General features: G+C 70.4%; 13 protein-coding genes. 8 read left to right on the top strand and 5 right to left on the bottom strand.

Going from position 1 to position 15,287, the window contains the following annotated elements; all coding sequences use genetic code 11:
• Nucleotides 1–42 precede the first annotated feature (42 nt).
• On the bottom strand, nt 43–372 hold the full coding sequence (locus CLV68_RS11645) for a hypothetical protein (protein WP_147459948.1): 330 nt from the start codon (nt 370–372) through the stop codon (nt 43–45).
• A 103-nt stretch (nt 373–475) separates the two neighbouring features.
• Here CLV68_RS11645 and CLV68_RS11640 point away from each other — a divergent pair, with 103 nt between their 5' ends.
• The 6 genes from CLV68_RS11640 (at nt 476) to CLV68_RS11615 (ending at nt 6,615) form a co-directional block, all read left to right on the top strand.
• Nucleotides 476–1,243: a MoaF C-terminal domain-containing protein gene (locus CLV68_RS11640; protein ID WP_121390365.1), complete on the top strand. Its 768-nt coding sequence runs from the start codon at nt 476–478 to the stop codon at nt 1,241–1,243.
• Nucleotides 1,244–1,379: 136 nt separating this feature from the next.
• Nucleotides 1,380–1,757 carry a nuclear transport factor 2 family protein gene (locus CLV68_RS11635; protein WP_425454848.1) on the top strand — a complete coding sequence of 126 codons (378 nt, stop codon included), beginning with the start codon at nt 1,380–1,382 and terminating at the stop codon, nt 1,755–1,757.
• A gap of 368 nt (nt 1,758–2,125) precedes the next feature.
• Nucleotides 2,126–3,301, top strand: a complete 1,176-nt coding sequence (locus CLV68_RS11630) for an ABC transporter substrate-binding protein (protein ID WP_246009766.1) — start codon at nt 2,126–2,128, stop codon at nt 3,299–3,301.
• A 56-nt stretch (nt 3,302–3,357) separates the two neighbouring features.
• Nucleotides 3,358–4,218 (top strand): branched-chain amino acid ABC transporter permease, encoded by an 861-nt coding sequence (locus tag CLV68_RS11625; protein WP_121390363.1) that lies wholly within the window; start codon nt 3,358–3,360, stop codon nt 4,216–4,218.
• Entirely contained in the window at nt 4,205–5,926 is a 1,722-nt protein-coding gene (locus CLV68_RS11620) for a branched-chain amino acid ABC transporter ATP-binding protein/permease (RefSeq protein WP_121390362.1), read from the top strand. The genes CLV68_RS11625 and CLV68_RS11620 overlap by 14 nt, the downstream gene beginning before the upstream one ends.
• Complete coding sequence (locus CLV68_RS11615; RefSeq protein ID WP_121390361.1) at nt 5,923–6,615, top strand: ABC transporter ATP-binding protein; 693 nt, start codon at nt 5,923–5,925, stop codon at nt 6,613–6,615. The genes CLV68_RS11620 and CLV68_RS11615 overlap by 4 nt, the downstream gene beginning before the upstream one ends.
• 731 nt (nt 6,616–7,346) lie before the next feature.
• On the opposite strand, the gene CLV68_RS11610 is transcribed toward CLV68_RS11615, so the two are convergent.
• Nucleotides 7,347–8,045 (bottom strand): SDR family NAD(P)-dependent oxidoreductase, encoded by a 699-nt coding sequence (locus CLV68_RS11610; protein WP_121390360.1) that lies wholly within the window; start codon nt 8,043–8,045, stop codon nt 7,347–7,349.
• Nucleotides 8,046–8,191: 146 nt separating this feature from the next.
• On the opposite strand from CLV68_RS11610, the gene CLV68_RS11605 reads away from it, so the two are divergent.
• Complete coding sequence (locus tag CLV68_RS11605; protein WP_121390359.1) at nt 8,192–8,971, top strand: molybdenum cofactor biosynthesis F family protein; 780 nt, start codon at nt 8,192–8,194, stop codon at nt 8,969–8,971.
• Between the two features lie 7 nt (nt 8,972–8,978).
• Here CLV68_RS11605 and CLV68_RS11600 read toward each other — a convergent pair whose 3' ends face one another.
• Together CLV68_RS11600 and CLV68_RS11595 are read right to left on the bottom strand one after the other, a co-directional pair.
• Nucleotides 8,979–10,889, bottom strand: coding sequence for a maleylacetate reductase and hydroxyquinol 1,2-dioxygenase domain-containing protein (locus CLV68_RS11600; protein WP_121390358.1), 1,911 nt, complete (start codon nt 10,887–10,889; stop codon nt 8,979–8,981).
• An 18-nt stretch (nt 10,890–10,907) separates the two neighbouring features.
• Nucleotides 10,908–12,662, bottom strand: a complete 1,755-nt coding sequence (locus CLV68_RS11595; protein ID WP_121390357.1) for an FAD-dependent oxidoreductase — start codon at nt 12,660–12,662, stop codon at nt 10,908–10,910.
• Nucleotides 12,663–12,787: 125 nt separating this feature from the next.
• On the opposite strand from CLV68_RS11595, the gene CLV68_RS11590 reads away from it, so the two are divergent.
• Complete coding sequence (locus CLV68_RS11590) at nt 12,788–13,675, top strand: LysR family transcriptional regulator (protein WP_121390356.1); 888 nt, start codon at nt 12,788–12,790, stop codon at nt 13,673–13,675.
• Nucleotides 13,676–13,693: 18 nt separating this feature from the next.
• Here CLV68_RS11590 and CLV68_RS11585 read toward each other — a convergent pair whose 3' ends face one another.
• Nucleotides 13,694–15,253, bottom strand: a complete 1,560-nt coding sequence (locus CLV68_RS11585) for an ABC-F family ATP-binding cassette domain-containing protein (protein WP_121390355.1) — start codon at nt 15,251–15,253, stop codon at nt 13,694–13,696.
• Nucleotides 15,254–15,287: the final 34 nt, after the last annotated feature.

Raw genomic sequence — 15,287 nt, 5'->3', positions numbered from 1 at the left:
CGGGGCGGGCACCTCAGCAGGAGGTGCCCGCCCCGCCGCGTGTCACCAGTAGCCGACGCGGTCCCACGCCCACGGCCAGGCGATCGAGACCGCCGCCGGGGCGAGGAGCAGGGCGGTCGACACCGACCAGTACAGCCGCTTGGGCACCTGCGTCACCGAGGTCGCGATGACGCAGGTGGCGGCGAACAGGCCGAGCACGAAGGCCGCCATCGCCACCACGAGCAGCAGGAACGTCCCGAACCCCAACTCCGGCCTGATCTCCTCGTCGTAGGCGATCAGCGCGATCGCCACCATCTGCGCCGGGATCACGAACGCGTACCCCAGCCCGAGGTTCACCGCCCCACCGAACAGCCAAGCCCCCACCTGACGCACCGGTCCAGGGTAGTTGACCCCCAGCGCCCTACTCTTGCCGGCCAGCGCTCGGTGCGGGTGCGCGCGCTGGCCGAGTCGGCCACCCGGCTCGCACGATGGGGCCATGTCGACCCCTGCCGAGGACGAGTGGCGCACCTACGACGAGTTCGCCGACGGTATCGCCACCTACCGCCTGCCCAACGCCGACCTGACCGGGCGCGAGATCGTCATCGCCCTGGAAGACGGCCCGGTGCTCGACCTGAGGTTCGAGGACGCCGAGCACGTGACGTGCAACGGGGTGCGCGACCCCTATGACGCGGTGGCGGTGCGCGAGGACGTGTTCTTCGTCAACCTGCCGCTGACCAGCGTCGAGGGCGAGTCGCTGACCCTGGTCTTCTCCACCACCAGCCACCGCGCGCTCGGTGTGCTGTCGGTGATCGGCGGCGAGGACGTCGAGGGGCAGCCGCGGGTCCAGCAGACGTTCTGGACCGGCACCACCAACGGCGGCGAGCCGACCGGCGAGGCCCCCGGCCCGTCGCGCGACCTCATCGGCAAGCGCAACCTCTACCGGTACAGCCCGAACCACCTCTACGAGCACGTCTACGTGTCCTCGCAGCGCTACACCTGGCAGTGCCTGGAGGGCATCCAGCGCGGGCACGGCGACACCGACCTGTCCACGGTCTGGAAGTTCGCCGACGGCCTGTACCTGTTCTGCTTCCGGGAGTTCCGCATCGCCGTGGCCAGCGTGTGGCTGCACGACCTGAGCATCGCGCTGCGCACCACCGGCGTGTTCCTCGGCCTCAACGGCGAGGGCCGCTCCGAGCACTCCACCGGCGGCGGCCACATCTACCCCCTCGGCGCCGTCGTGTACCCCGACGTCCAGCCTGTGTAACTCCCTCCCGCCACCCACCCCCTCTTCCCCACCCGGCATCGTGCCCGGCTTGGCGGCCCAACCGCCGCTCGGCCGCGCGCACGAGACCGGTCTGCTGGAAGGGATCCGCCCAACCAAGGAGATCGAATTGTCTACTGTGGACGTCGTCGCCGCGCACTACGCGGCAAGCGACCGCGGTGACCTCGACGGCATGCTCGCCCCGATCACCGCCACCACCACCTGGACCGAGGCCGAGGGCTTCCCCTACGCGGGCACCTACACCGGGCCGGACGAGGTGCGGGAGAACGTGTTCTTCGCCATCGGCAAGGACTGGGACGGCTACACCTTCGCCCTCGCGGAATTGGTCGACGGCGGGCAGACCGTCATCGGGCTCGGCCACTACCACGCCACCAACAAGAAATCCGGCCGGTCGTTCACCGCGCGGGTCGCGCACGTCTGGAAGTTCGACGGCGACACCGTGGCCAGCTTCGAGCAGATCGTCGACTCAGTACCCGTGGCCGCCGCCATCGATTAGGGCCCACAGGTGCACCCCTGACCGGCAGCCGCGTCGGTCAGGAAGCACCGGCGATCGAGTCGACCATCACCCGATGAGACGACTCGCGCGGCAGGAAGCCGCCCTCCGAGCACCTCCGTGCTCGAGGGCGGCTTCTTGTCGTCCAGGGCTGTGAGCTGCGGAAAGCCTCCGCCGGGAGATCGGTTCGTGACCTGGGTCGCACCCCGTGCCGCGCACGACAACACGCGTGCCCGCAAAGTCAAGGAACGTGGGCCGGGCCACTCGTAAGGTCCGTTCCACCTTCAGATCGCCCCTCCAGATCCCGTGCCCCCTGCGAGCGCAAGCGAACGCAGCCGAGAACACAGACAGGGACCGCTATGAGAAAGATCATGCGCAGCGTGGCGGTTGCCGCCGCGGTCACACTCGTCGCCGCGGGGTGCGCCGACAGCGGTGGCGGCAGCGGCTCCGGCAGCGGGCCGATCGTCGTCGGCTCGGTCAACGCGCTCAGCGGTGCGGCGACCTTCCCGGAGGCGTCGGCCGCGGCCAAGGCCGTCTTCGACGCCGCCAACGCCTCAGGCGGGGTGAACGGCCGCCAGATCCAGTACAAGGCCCTCGACGACAAGGGCGACCCGGCTGCCGCGGCGACCGCCGCGCGCGAGGTCGTCGGCGCGGACAACGCCGTCGCGCTGGTCGGCTCGTCGAGCCTGATCGAGTGCGAGATCAACAACAAGTACTACGAGCAGCAGAAGATCCTGTCGATCTCCGGCATCGGCGTGGACCCGGCCTGCTTCAACAGCCCCAACATCTCCCCGGCCAACGTCGGCCCGTACCACGACATGACGCTGACGCTGCTCTACGGCTCCGAGGTGCTCAAGCTCGACAACATCTGCGCCCTGCTGGAGATCGCGGGCAACACGCTGCCCTCCTACCAGGCCGCGATCGACGAGTGGACGAAGATCACCGGCAAGAAGCTGACCTACATGGACGCCACGGTCCCCTACGGCGGCTCCGATTACACCTCCTACATCGTCAAGGCGCGCTCGGCCGGCTGCAAGTCCATCACGGTCAACCCGGTCGAGCCGGACTCCATCGGCCAGCTCAAGGCCGCCGCGGCGCAGGGCTGGAACGACGTCACCTGGCTGCTGCTGACCAGCGTCTACAGCGAGAACTACGCCAAGGCCGTGAGCAACGCGGGCGCGGGCGTCTACGTCCCGGCCGAGTTCTACCCGTTCACCGACTCCGCCAGCTCGCAGAACAAGGAGTGGCGGGAGCTGATGACCAAGAACAACATCCCGCTGACCTCGTTCAGCCAGGGCGGTTACCTTGCGGCGAAGTACTTCCTGCAGGTGATCAAGGGTATCTCCGGTGAGATCAACCGCGAGTCGGTGACCAAGGCGCTGCAGGAGATGCAGCCGATCAGCGACCCGATGGTCGGCACCCCGTACGTGTTCGGCAAGGGCAAGACCCACCACGACAACACCGCGGGCTGGCCGATCAAGCTGACCACCGGCAGCAACAAGTGGGAACTGGCCGCCGACGACTGGCTGCGCATCCCGAAGAGCTAGTCGGCGCGCGCAAGAACCAACCAGGGCAAGGAAAGTCCACCGGCAAGGGAGTCTCGATGCTGCAAGGAGCGCTGGCCGGTCTGGCAGCGGGCGGGCTCTACGCCGTGCTCGCCGTGTGCCTGACGCTCATGTCGCGGCTGGTGCGGGTGGTCAACTTCGCCCAGTCGGCGACCGGGATGTTCGGCTGCTACGTCGCGGTGTACCTGTCCGTCCACGCCGGACTCCCGACCTGGGCGGCCACGGTGGCGGGGATCCTGCTCGGCGGCGCGCTGAGCGCGCTGCTGGGCTGGATCATCTCCACCTGGCTGGCCGAGGCCGACATCGGCACCCGCTCCGCGGTCACCGTCGCGGTGCTGCTGCTGCTGATCTCGCTGTCGTTCATCCTGTTCGGCAACAAGCCGCAACCGTTCCACCCGATCCTCGACGGCCCCGCGTTCTCGGTGAACGGCGTGGTGGTCAGCCAGGTGACGGTGGTGACGGTGGTGCTCTCGGTGGCCATCGCGGTGGGCTGCCGGGCGCTGCTGGGCAGGACCTCGTTCGGGTTGGAGCTGCGGGCGCTGTCCGAGCGGCCGACGACCGCGGAGCTGATGGGCATCCCGGCCAAGCCGCTCGCGGTCGCGGTGTGGGCGGTGACCGGGTTGCTCAGCACCCTGGTGATCTCGATCGTCGCGCCGTCGCAGTCCAACGACGCGACCTCGCTGTCGATGCTCGTGGTGCCCGCCGCGGCCGCCGCGCTGCTCGGCGGGTTCCGCAGGCTCGACCTCGCGGTGGTCGGCGGGCTCGTGCTCGGCATGGCCCAGGGCGCCGTCGCGCAGGTCGACAGCCTCTCGGTGGTCCGCTACTTCCTGCCGTTCCTCGTCATCGTCGGGCTCTTGCTGTGGTCGCAGCGCAAGGAGGTGTGGGATGTCGCGCGCTGAATCCGGGCCGCTGACCCGGTTCGGGGTCCCGTTGGTGGTCACGGGCGCGGCCATCGTGGTGGGCTACCTGTTCAGCGTCGGGCTCGACGGGTACTTCGTGTACCTGGGCATGAGCGCGATCGTGGCGGGTATCGCGCTGCTGGGGCTGGGTGTGGTCACCGGCAGCGCGGGCATGGTGTCGTTGTGCCAGTTGACGTTCGCGGCGGTCGGCGCGTGGGTGGTGTCCGGGCTCAACCGGATCGGCGCCCCCGGCGGCTTCCTGGTGTGGTTGGTGTGCGGCGGGATCGCGGCGGGGCTGGTCGGCGTGCTGGTCGGCCTGCCCGCGTTGCGGTTGCGCGGCATCAACCTCGCGGTCGTCACCCTCGGTCTCGCCGCGGCGGCCGACCTGACGCTGGTGCAGATCCAGTTCCCCGGGACGGTGGACGGGGTCTCGGTCGATCGACCGGAGTCGTTCTCCGACGACCGGGGCTACTTCTGGCTCGGCACCATCGTCCTGGCGCTGTGCTGCCTGCTGGTGCACTTCCTGCGCCGCACCCGCTGGGGTAGCGGCTGGCAGGCGGTGGCGTTCTCCGAGCGCGGCACCGCGGCGGCCGGGGCGAGCGTGCGGACGTCCAAGCTGAGCGCGTTCGCCGTCAGCGCGGCGCTCGGCGGTGTCGCGGGTGGACTGCTGACCGGGCAGGTCGGGTTGGCGTTCCCGGCGAGCTTCACGGCCATGCAGTCGCTCGCGCTGTACGTGCTGGCGATCATGTCCGGCGCGCACCTGATCGACATGGCGGTGTTCGGCGCGGTCCTGTGGGTCGCGGTGCCGGAGCTGCTCAAGCGCTGGGGTGTGCCGCAGGACTGGGGTTTCGTGGTGTTCGGCCTGCTGGGCACGCACGCGCTGACCACCGGCGGCAACCTGGGCACGGCCGTGCGCGAACTGTGGCGGCGCAGGAGCAAGGAAGCGGCCGGGGTCGAGTTGACCGCGCCTCCCGCCGAGGTCGACGTGCCGCCGCCGGGCGAGCCGGTGCTGGTGGTGCGCGACCTGAGCGTGAGCTTCGGTGAGGTGAAAGCGCTGTCCGGCGTGAACCTGGCGGTGCCGTCGAACGGCGTGCTGGGGGTGATCGGGCCGAACGGGGCCGGTAAGTCCACTTTGGTCGACATCATCAGCGGGTTCTTGCCGCAGGCGACCGGGGCGGTGGAGCTGGATGGGCGTTCGCTGAACGGGTTGTCGCCGACCCGGCGCGCCCGGGCCGGTCTGCGTCGAACGTTCCAACAGGACCGTGTGCCCGCCGGGTTGACCGTGGGCGCATACGTGCGGTTCGTCGCCCGGCGCCGGTTGTCGTCGTCGGAGATCACGGAGGCGCTGGAGTTCTTCGGGTGCCCCCCGGCCCGGACTCCCCTGCGCCGCGTCGACGTCGGCGCGCGCCGGTTGGTGGAGGTCGTCGGGCACCTGCTGGCCAAGCCGAAGGTGCTGCTGCTCGACGAACCCGCCGCCGGCCTGCCGCACGAGGAGCACGTCGCCCTCGGCGCGCGGCTGCGCCAGGTCCCGGCCCGCTTCGGCGTGTCGGTCCTGCTGATCGAGCACGACCTGGACCTGGTCCGCTCGGTGTGCGACACGATCACGGTGCTGGACTTCGGCCAGGTGCTGGCCAGCGGTCCGCAGGCCGAGGTGCTGGCCGACCCGGCGGTCCTCAAGGCGTACATGGGCGAAACGGAGCTGCTGTGAGCGCGTTGCAGGTGCGAGACATCACCGTCACCCGAGGCGCCGGACCGGTCATCCGCGAGGTCGGCTTCACCCTGGAGCCGGGCCGCATCACGGCCCTGGTCGGCCCCAACGGCGCGGGCAAGACATCGTTGCTGGAAGCCATCTCCGGCGTCGTCCCCGCCGCCAAGGGCTCCGTCCACATCGGAGACGTGGAGGTCACGAAGCACTCCAGGGTGGCGCGCGCCAAACTCGGCCTCTCGCACATCGAACAGGGCCGCGCCGTGTTCCCCGGCTTGACGGTGCTGGAGAACCTGAAACTCACCGCCCGCACCTGGCCCCGCGTCGACGAGGTGCTAGCCCTGTTCCCCGAACTGGACAAGCGCCGAAACTCCCCCACGGCGCTGCTGAGCGGCGGCGAACAGCAAATGGTCGTCCTGGCCCGCGCCTTCGCCGCCCGCCCCAAATTCCTCCTCATCGACGAGATGTCCCTCGGCCTGGCCCCCGTCGTCTTCACCCGCCTCCTCCCCATGGTCACCCGCTTCGCCACGGAAGGAGCCGCCATCCTCCTGGTAGAGCAATTCACCCACCTAGCCCTGGGCGTCTCCCAAGACGCCATCGTCGTCTCCTCCGGCCGAGTCACCTACCAGGGCTCCGCCCAAGACCTCCTAGCCACCCCCGAAACCCTCCACTCCGCCTACCTGGGCGAATAACCCCCAGGCTGCTCGGCGGCCACCCCGATCACCGAGGGCGTGAGAGACCACCCTGTGGTCTCTCACGCCCCTCTGTTGCACACCCACCACGATCCTTGCTCCCCGCGTGCCCCACCGACATTGGCCCTCACCCGACCCTCACAATCGTCGGCCCTCACCAGCGTTGGCCCGAACGCGCCCCTCTCAGGCGATGGTCCTCAACGTGCCCCACACAGGCATTGGTCCTAACGTGCCCCTCACAGGCGTTGGTCCCAACCCGCCCCACACAGGCGTTGGCCCAACGTGCCCCTCTACGACGTTGGCCCCAACGTGCCCCTCCCAGACGTTGGCCCGACCACCGCTCCTCGGATCCGCTGGTGCCAAGCCGGCTCGATGGGGCGGACTTGTTTTGCGTGGGGGAACGATGCCCGTAGCGTCGCTCACCGTGGCAGGGCCTGCTCTTGGGCCCCTGCTTTGTGGTTCTGCCCGGGTGTCGTAGGGGCCCCGCGCAAAACAAGTTCGCCCCATCGAGCTTGTCACTTAAATCGCGCACAGGCCAATGCCGCAGGCGAGGCGTTGATCGTCGATGGCGCAGCCGAGAACGAGAGCCGGACACCCCTCAGCCCAAGATCAAACCCACCACAGCAGCCCCCGATACACAGCTTACCGAGCAGCACCGACACAACGCACCGAGCGAGCAGCAGCCTGTGGACAACCACCCCCCATGTGCACAAGCCCCCGAGAACCACCCCTCAAGCAGGAAACCCCGACCGCGCCGAATACCCGAAATCCGTCAATATCGCCTGCCCATTAACAGTCCGAGACCGCTCAGAAGCCAGGTACAGCACCTGATTGGCCACATCCCCCGCCGCCTGCACCGGAAACTCAGCCTCATCAATGGCCCGATCCCCAAGATCTCCCCGAGCCATCGGCGTATCCACAATAGACGGACACACACAATTCACCCGCACCGGCGAGAACTCCACCGCCAACGCCCGCGTCATCGACACCACAGCCCCCTTAGACGCGCTATAAGGCACCATCCCCGGCACAGAAACAAACGCCGAGTCGCTCCCCAGCAGTACAATCGACCCGTCATACCCCATATGCGGATAAACATGCTTCGCCAGCAGCAGCTGCCCCAGCACGTTCACCGCCAGCACCCCGGCGATCTCCTCAGCCGAGGTGTCCACCAGCAGGTTCCCCACCGGCCCCGAGATGCCCGCGCACCCCACCACGATGTCCAGCCCCCCGAGCCACTCGACGGCCGCTCCCACCGCGGCTGCCAGGGAGTCCGAGTCGGTCACGTCGGCGCGGAAGCGGGTGCCGGGGGCGCGGTCGAGGACCGCCACTCGGGCGCCCTCGGCCTCCAGGGCTTGCGCGCAGGCTTGGCCGATGCCGGAGACACCGCCGGTGACCAGTGCTTTTCTGCCGTCGAGGCCGAGGTCCATGGGGCACATCCTGCGGTTGTCGCCGGTGGCGGTGGTTGGTCTGCGGCGCACCGTCCTTGTTCGGTGCCGCACGGGCAGGGTAGACGCGGTTCCGCGCGCGGGGGTGCGGGGTCGAGACTTCCGGGTACCCGGAGAAAGGAACGCCGATGACCGCGTTGTCCGACACCTCGACCTGGTTGCCGCTCGACGGGTTGGCGCCCGGGTTCGACGAGAACAAGGCGCCGACGGTCGGGGACCTGCACGGGCGGGCGGTGGTGCTGCGCGGGGCGGACGGGCCGGTGCTGGCCGCGACCTTCGCCGGGTCGCGGATCGAGTGGGACCACGGGGTCGACCAGTGCGAGACGTTCCTGGTCGACGAGGACCTCTACTACACCCAGTTCCACCCCCAGGCGCGCCCCAACGAGGCGATCTCGCTGTTCCTGGACCTGCGCGCGGGCCGCGCCCTGGTGGTCACCACGACCATCAACGGCGGTGGCGTCCCCCGGGTCACCCAGGTGTTCACCCCCGCCGTCATCGAGGGCGCGGACGTCACCGGCGAGGCACCGGCCCCCACCCGGGCGCTCATCGGTCGCCGCACCATGTGGGTCTACAGCGAGCAGCACGCCTACGAGCACGTCTACCTCAGCGAGCACTGGTACACCTGGCAGTGCCTGTCCGGCCCCGAGAAGGGTCTTGCCGACACCGACGAGAACTCGGTGTACCGGCTGCGCCCCGGCATCTACGTGTTCACCTGGCGCGAGAAGGTCATCCCGTGCGCCTCGGTGACCGTCGCCGACCACCGCGACACCCACCGGTTGCGGTCCCACGGCGTCCTGTTCGGACTCGACGAGACCGGCGAGCAGCCGACCCACTTCACCTTCGGGGCGCACGGTCGCCTGCTCAGCAACACCGTGCACCCCGAGGAGTACGACCCCGCCCTGGCCTGACCCCTCATCAGGCCGGGGCGATCCGGAAGGTGAAGCGCAGGTCGCGCCACTCGCCGGTGACCGACCTCCCCGGTGGGGGCGTGCCTGCCCCCGCCGGGAAGTCCACGACCAGGTCCTGCTTGACGCCGAAGACCGCGTCCGAGTCCAGGTACTTGCCGCCCGCCACGAACAGCTGGGTGATCAGCCGCTGGTGACCTTCGGCGGCGAGCATGAAGTGCAGGTGCGGGGCCCGGTACGGGTGGCGGCCGGTCGCGGTGAGCATGTCGCCGACCGTGCCGTCGGCCGGGATCGGGTACTCCGAGGGCAGGATCGACCAGAACCGCACCCGGCCCGCGTCGTCGGCCAGGAACCGGCCGCGCAGCACCGGGCCCTCCAGCTCGGGCAGCTGCACGTCGTAGAAGCCGTCCTCATTGGACTGCCAGATGTCGACGACCGCGCCGGGCAGGGGTTTGCCGTCCGTCGAGGTGATGGTGACCTCGACGTGCAGCGGGACGCCGGGCAGCCCGTCGGCCACGTCGGTGCCGTGCGCCAGTTCCGGCGGACCCTCCACGTAGAACGGTCCGAGCACCGCGGACGGCGTCGTGTCCGGTGTGCGCGAGTTGGTCAGCGCGTCGACCACACTGGACACACCGAGGGTGTCCGACAGCAGCACGAACTCCTGCCGCTTGTCGTCGCACAGCTGCCCGGTGCGGGTGAGGAACCCGATGCCCGCCTGCCACTCGGCCTGGGTGAGGTCGTTGTCGACGGCGAACCCGTGCAGCCTGCGGACCAGGTCGCCGAGCAGGTGCCGCAGCCGCGGTGGGCCCGCGATGGTGGACACGACCTGGTCGGTGAGCCAGTCCAGCCTGGGCGGGCCGCCGAGCGTGGGCCGCTGCCCCGCCCACGCCGCGCGCAGGAGACCGGCGAGGCCGTCCTCGGTGAGCGGCGCCGGGTTCGGGTACGGCTTCGCGGCGGCCAGTTCGGCGGCGCGGGCCAGGTCGGCCTCGGCCAGGCCCAGCTCGCGCAGCGACGTCGGAGCACCGGTCGCCACGAGCAGGTCGTGGATCGCGGCAGGCGCGTCCGTGGTGCCCAGCGCCTCGCCGACGCGGCGGACGGCGTCCCGGGCGTGCGGCGCGTTGTAGGCGAGGGCGTGCGGGAGGACGACGGCGTGCGTCGGCGAGTGCGGGAGGCCGAAGGTGCCGCCGAGGGTGTGGCAGAGCTTGTGGTGCAGGCCCATCCCGACCGTGCCGAGGCAGGTCCCGGCGAGCCAGGCGCCGGTGAGCAGGTCGGCGCGGACGTCGGCGTCGGTCGGGTCGACCCGGACCCGGCGCAGCGCGCGGGCGATCCGCTCGATGGCCTCCAGCGCGAGCCGGTCGGTCACGGGGTTGGTGTCGGGGGCGTAGAGGGCCTCGACGGCGTGCGCCATGGCGTTGATCGCGCTGGTAGCGGTAATGCCCAGCGGTAGACCCCTCGACAGTTCTACGTCGTAGATGACCGTCTCGGGGAGGATGTCCGGTGATGACCTGGTCGTCTTAACGCCGCCGTCGGTCTCGCCGAGCACGGGCGTGACCTCGGACCCGGCATACGTCGTCGGCAGGATTACCTGGTCGACGCCGGTTCTTACCGCCAACGCCTTCGCTAGACCTGTCGTGGAACCTCCGCCGACAGCGACAACGCAGTCAGCTCCGACCTCACGCAGTAGCACCAACGCCTGCTCGGTTACCGCTACCGGCGTGTGCATCGCCGCGCCGTCGAACCGGCCCACCGCCAGCGCGCCGAGCGCCTCCCGCACCCGGTCGCCGACCGTGCCGAGGCCGGGGTCGGCCAGCACCAGCACCCGGGTGCGCCCGAGCCGCTCCACCTCGGGCCGCACGTCGGCCAGCGTGTGCGAGCCGAACACGACCCGGGTCGGCCCGGCGGTGTAGCGGAAATCGGACACGAATGGCCTCCTGCTCGATCAGTTCGCGGCGCGGTCGAGCAGCCGGGCGAGGGCCGCGGCCAGGTCACCGGCCGGGTCGGCGGGCAGCGCCCAGGACCGCCAGCCGACGTGCGCGTCCGGTCGGACCAGCACACAACCGGACTCCTCGACCTCGCGCAACCGCGCCCAGTCGTCGTAGAGGTCGATGTGCTCGCGGCCCGCGCCGATGACGAAGGTGGCGATCTCGATGTCCAACTGCTTGGCCGCCAGTTCCGCCGCCGCCACCCACTTCTGCCCGGCGATGCCGGTGAGCAGGGCGAACCGGCCCTTGCCCGCCAGGTCGTGGGTGCTGACCTTCTGGCCGTCGCGGCCGAGCCAGCAGTGCGGCAGGCGCGCGCCCGGCCAGGTGGTCGGGTGGTAGAACAACTCGGGGTCGCGGGTGTGCTCCGGCTCCGGGGTGCCGTCGGCGACGACCGCGCCGGAGCTGTAGCGCTGTCCTAACTCGACACCGTGCGCGTTGAACTCGTAGTCCTTGAGCTCCAACGCCTTGCGCAACGCGATCCGCTGCTCGGCGGCCTTGGGTGTGTTCTCGGTTCTGGCCCGCATGTTGGCGATCTTCTCGGCCGGGTCGTCGGACTCGGTGAACCCGAGCGCCTCGAAGATCGGGCCGAACTCGTCGATGGACTTGTTGGCGCGCAACACGATCTGCTTGCCGACCGGCGCGCGCTCGGCGTCGTAGCTGTCGAGCAGCGCCGGGCCTGCCTGGCCCTTGAGCACCATGGCCAGCTTCCAGGCCAGGTTGTAGGAGTCCTGGATGGACGTGTTCGAGCCGAGGCCGTTTGACGGCGGGTGCCGGTGCACGGCGTCCCCGGCGCAGAAGACGCGGCCCGCGCGGTAGCGGGTGGCGTACATCTTGTTGTTGCCCCACAACGAGGTGGAGCGGATGGTGACCGGGATCGTGTCGTCGCCGATGAGGTCGTGCACGATCTTGGTGGCCATCGCGTCGTCCACCGCGGGCGGCGGGCCGGAGATGTCGTAGCCCCACACGATGAGCCACTCGTCCCACGGGCGCACCATCCGCACCAGGCCCATGCCGATGCCGCCGATGTCGGAACCGGGCTGCAGCACCCAGTACAGGACGCTGGGCCGGTGCTCGACCAGGCGGGACAGGTCGGCGTGGAAGACGATGTTCATGCTGCCCGCGAGGTCCATCTGGCCCTCGAACGGCAGCCCGACGTCCTTGGCGACCTGGCTGCGGCCGCCGTCGGCGCCGATGACGTACTTGGCCCGGATCGGGTACGTGTGCCCGGAGAGGCGGTCCCGCACGGTGACGGTGACGCCGTCCTCGTCCTGTTCGAGGCCCAGGTACTCGGTGTCGAACCGGACGCGGCTGCCGCGCTCGGCGGCGTGGCCGATCAGGATGGGCTCGAGCAGGGTCTGCGGGAGGTCGCAGTTGCTCGACGGGCTGGCCAGCGTGTAGTCGGCGCGGCGGGCCGGGTGGGTGCCCCAGGTGCGCACCCGGCCGATCTCGTCACCGGTGAGGCTGGTGCAGAAGACGGTGTCGCCCATCAGGTCCTGCGGGGTGCCCTGGGCCAGGACGTCGTCCTCGACGCCCAGGTCGCGCAGGATCTCGACGGTGCGCTGGTTGGTGATGTGGGCGCGCGGGGTGTTGGCGGTCCACCGGTACTTGGTGATCACGATGTGGTCGACGCCATGGGTGGCCAGGAACAACGCGGCCGACGCGCCTGCCGGTCCGCTGCCGATCACCAGCACATCGGTGGTCAGGGTGCTCACAACGCCTCGCTCTGTCGGTGGGGACCGGGTGCGCCGCCAGTGCCCCGGCTCACATCCGATGAGTGTGCGAAGCGCGGGGCCATACGTCCAATACACTTTGCGGACCCGTCCTATATTCTGCGCGTATGGATGTGCGGGACCTGGAGTGCTTCCTGGCGGTGACCGAGGAGGGCACCATCAGCCGGGCCGCCGAGCGGCTGCACATGACCCAGCCCCCGCTGACCGTGCGGCTGCGGACCCTGGAGCGCGAACTGGGCGTGGAGCTGCTGGTGCGGCACGGGCGGGGGGTGACGGTCACCGCGGCGGGCCGGTTGTTGGCCGAGCACGCGCGCAGGTTGCTGGCCGATTTGTCCGCGACCTCGGAGACCGTGCGCGCGGTCGGACTGGGGACGCACGGCAAACTCGCCCTGGCCATCGGCCATTCGATCGCGCCGCGCCTGGTGACCCGGCTGGTGGGGGCGCTGGGGTCCGATGTGGACCTGGCGCTGGTGGAGGTGTCGGACGCGGAAGTGCTGGACCGGGTGCACCACCGGGAGGCGCACGCCGGTCTGCTGCACCGGTCGTCGCCGCGGCGGGCGAGCGGGTTGGAGGTGGCGGTGGTCAGCCGGGCGCCGCTGGTCGTGGTGCTCCCCGCGGCACACCCGTTCGCGGGCGCGGAGCGGGTGGACCTGACGACCCTGCTCGACGACCGCATCGCCCTGTCCGACACCGACTTCGCCCCGTCCCCGGTACCACCCCGCCACCGCGCCGACTCGGTCCCGCACGCACTGGCCCTGGTCGAGTCCGGCGCGGGCGTCGCCCTGCTCACCACCGACCACATCCCCCAGGTCTGGCCCGGCCTGGTCGCCCGCCCCCTGCGCCAACACACCGCCATCACCGAATCCGCCGTCTGCTGGCGCCCCGACGAACACTCCCCCGTCATGCGCCGCTTCCTCCGCACCGCCCTCTCCACCCCGGAACCCGACGCCCTCGGCCACCCCTTCGCCAGAACCCCCACCCCGGACGACAGCTGAGCAACTTCCGAGGCGTGGTCAGCCGGTCAGGGTGCCGTTGGTGAGGGTCAGGTGGCGGGTTGGAGAAAGCGATGCCAGGAAGCGGGTGTCGTGGCTGACCACCACGAAGGCGCCCTTGTACGCGGTGAGGGCGGATTCGAGTTGGGTCACGCCTGCGAGGTCCAGGTTGTTGGTGGGTTCGTCGAGCAACAACAGGTGCGGGGCGGGTTCGGCGAACAGGACGTACGCCAGGGTGGCGCGGAGTAGTTCGCCGCCCGATAGGACGGACACGGGGAGGTGGGCGCGGTCGCCGCGGAAGAGGAAACGGGCGAGGAGGTTCATGCGGTCGGGGCGGGGCATCGACGGGGCGGAGAGGGCAAGGTTGTCGGAGACGGACAACGTGGGGTCAAGGACGTCGAGGCGTTGCGATAGGTAGGCGGCGGGTACCGCGTCCCTGATCAGGCGGAGCAACGTTGACTTGCCGGAGCCGTTGGGGCCGGTCAGCGCGATCCGCTCCGGGCCCCGGATGTCCAGGGTCAACCCGGGCGGGGCGAACAACCCTCGCGCCTGCACACCGGTCCTGTGGAACAACGTCCGTCCAGCTGGGACAGTCGTCTCCGGCAGCTCCAGCACCAGCCGGTCGTCGTCCCGAACCGCGCGACTCGCCGAGTCGAGCCGCGCCCTGGCCCCGCTCACCCGCGCCGAGTGCGTCCCGTCCGCCCGCCCGGCCGACTCCTGCGCGCGCCGCTTCATGTTCCCGGCGAAGATCCGCGGCAGCCCGGCGCTGTCCAACGTCCGCGCCGCGTTGCCCGCCCGCCGGGCAGCGCGCTCACGGGCCTGTTGCAGCTCCCGCTTCTCGCGCTTGACCTCCTGCTCGGCGTCGCGCACCGTCCGTTCCGCCGCTTCGCGGGCCGCGCGGGACGCCGCGTCCCACTCGGTGAAGTTGCCGCCGAAGACGCGGACCTCACCGCGGGTGACCTCGGCGATGCGGTCCACCCGGTCGAGCAACTCACGGTCGTGGCTGACCACCAGCAGGCAGCCGGGCCACTCCGCCAGCACCTCGTACAGCCGGGCCCGCGCGTCCGCGTCGAGGTTGTTGGTCGGCTCGTCCAGCAGCAGCACGTCGGGCTGCGTGACCAACTGCGCCGCCAACCCCAGCGAGACCACCTGGCCGCCGCTGAGCGTCCCGAGCCGCCGGTCGAAGTCGACGTCCGCGAGGCCGAGCCGGGCCAACTGCGCCCTGGTCCGCTCCTCGACGTCCCAGTCGACGCCGATGGTGGTGAAGTGCTCGTCGCGGACGTCGCCGGACTCGACCGCCAGGAGCGCGGCCAGGACCCGGTCGATGCCCAGCACCTCGGCGACGCTCAGGTCGTCGCCGAGCGGGAGGGTCTGCGGGAGGTACCCGACCAGCCCGTCGACCACCACGCTGCCCGCGCTCGGCCGGTACTCCCCGGCGAGCAGCTTCAGCAGAGTGCTCTTCCCGGAGCCGTTAACCCCAACGAGCCCGGTTCTGCCTGCGCCGACGGTGAAGGACAGCCCCTCGAACACGGGGGTGTCGTCCGGCCAGGAGAACGCGAGGTCGGTGCACGAGATCGCCATCAGGCCACCACCGTAAGCAGGGGCGGCCCGCTTC

Source organism: Actinokineospora cianjurensis (genome assembly GCF_003663795.1).
Classification (GTDB): domain Bacteria; phylum Actinomycetota; class Actinomycetes; order Mycobacteriales; family Pseudonocardiaceae; genus Actinokineospora; species Actinokineospora terrae.
The sequence above is the reverse complement of the archived record's forward strand: the minus strand, read 5'-3'. Positions and strand labels throughout refer to the sequence as shown.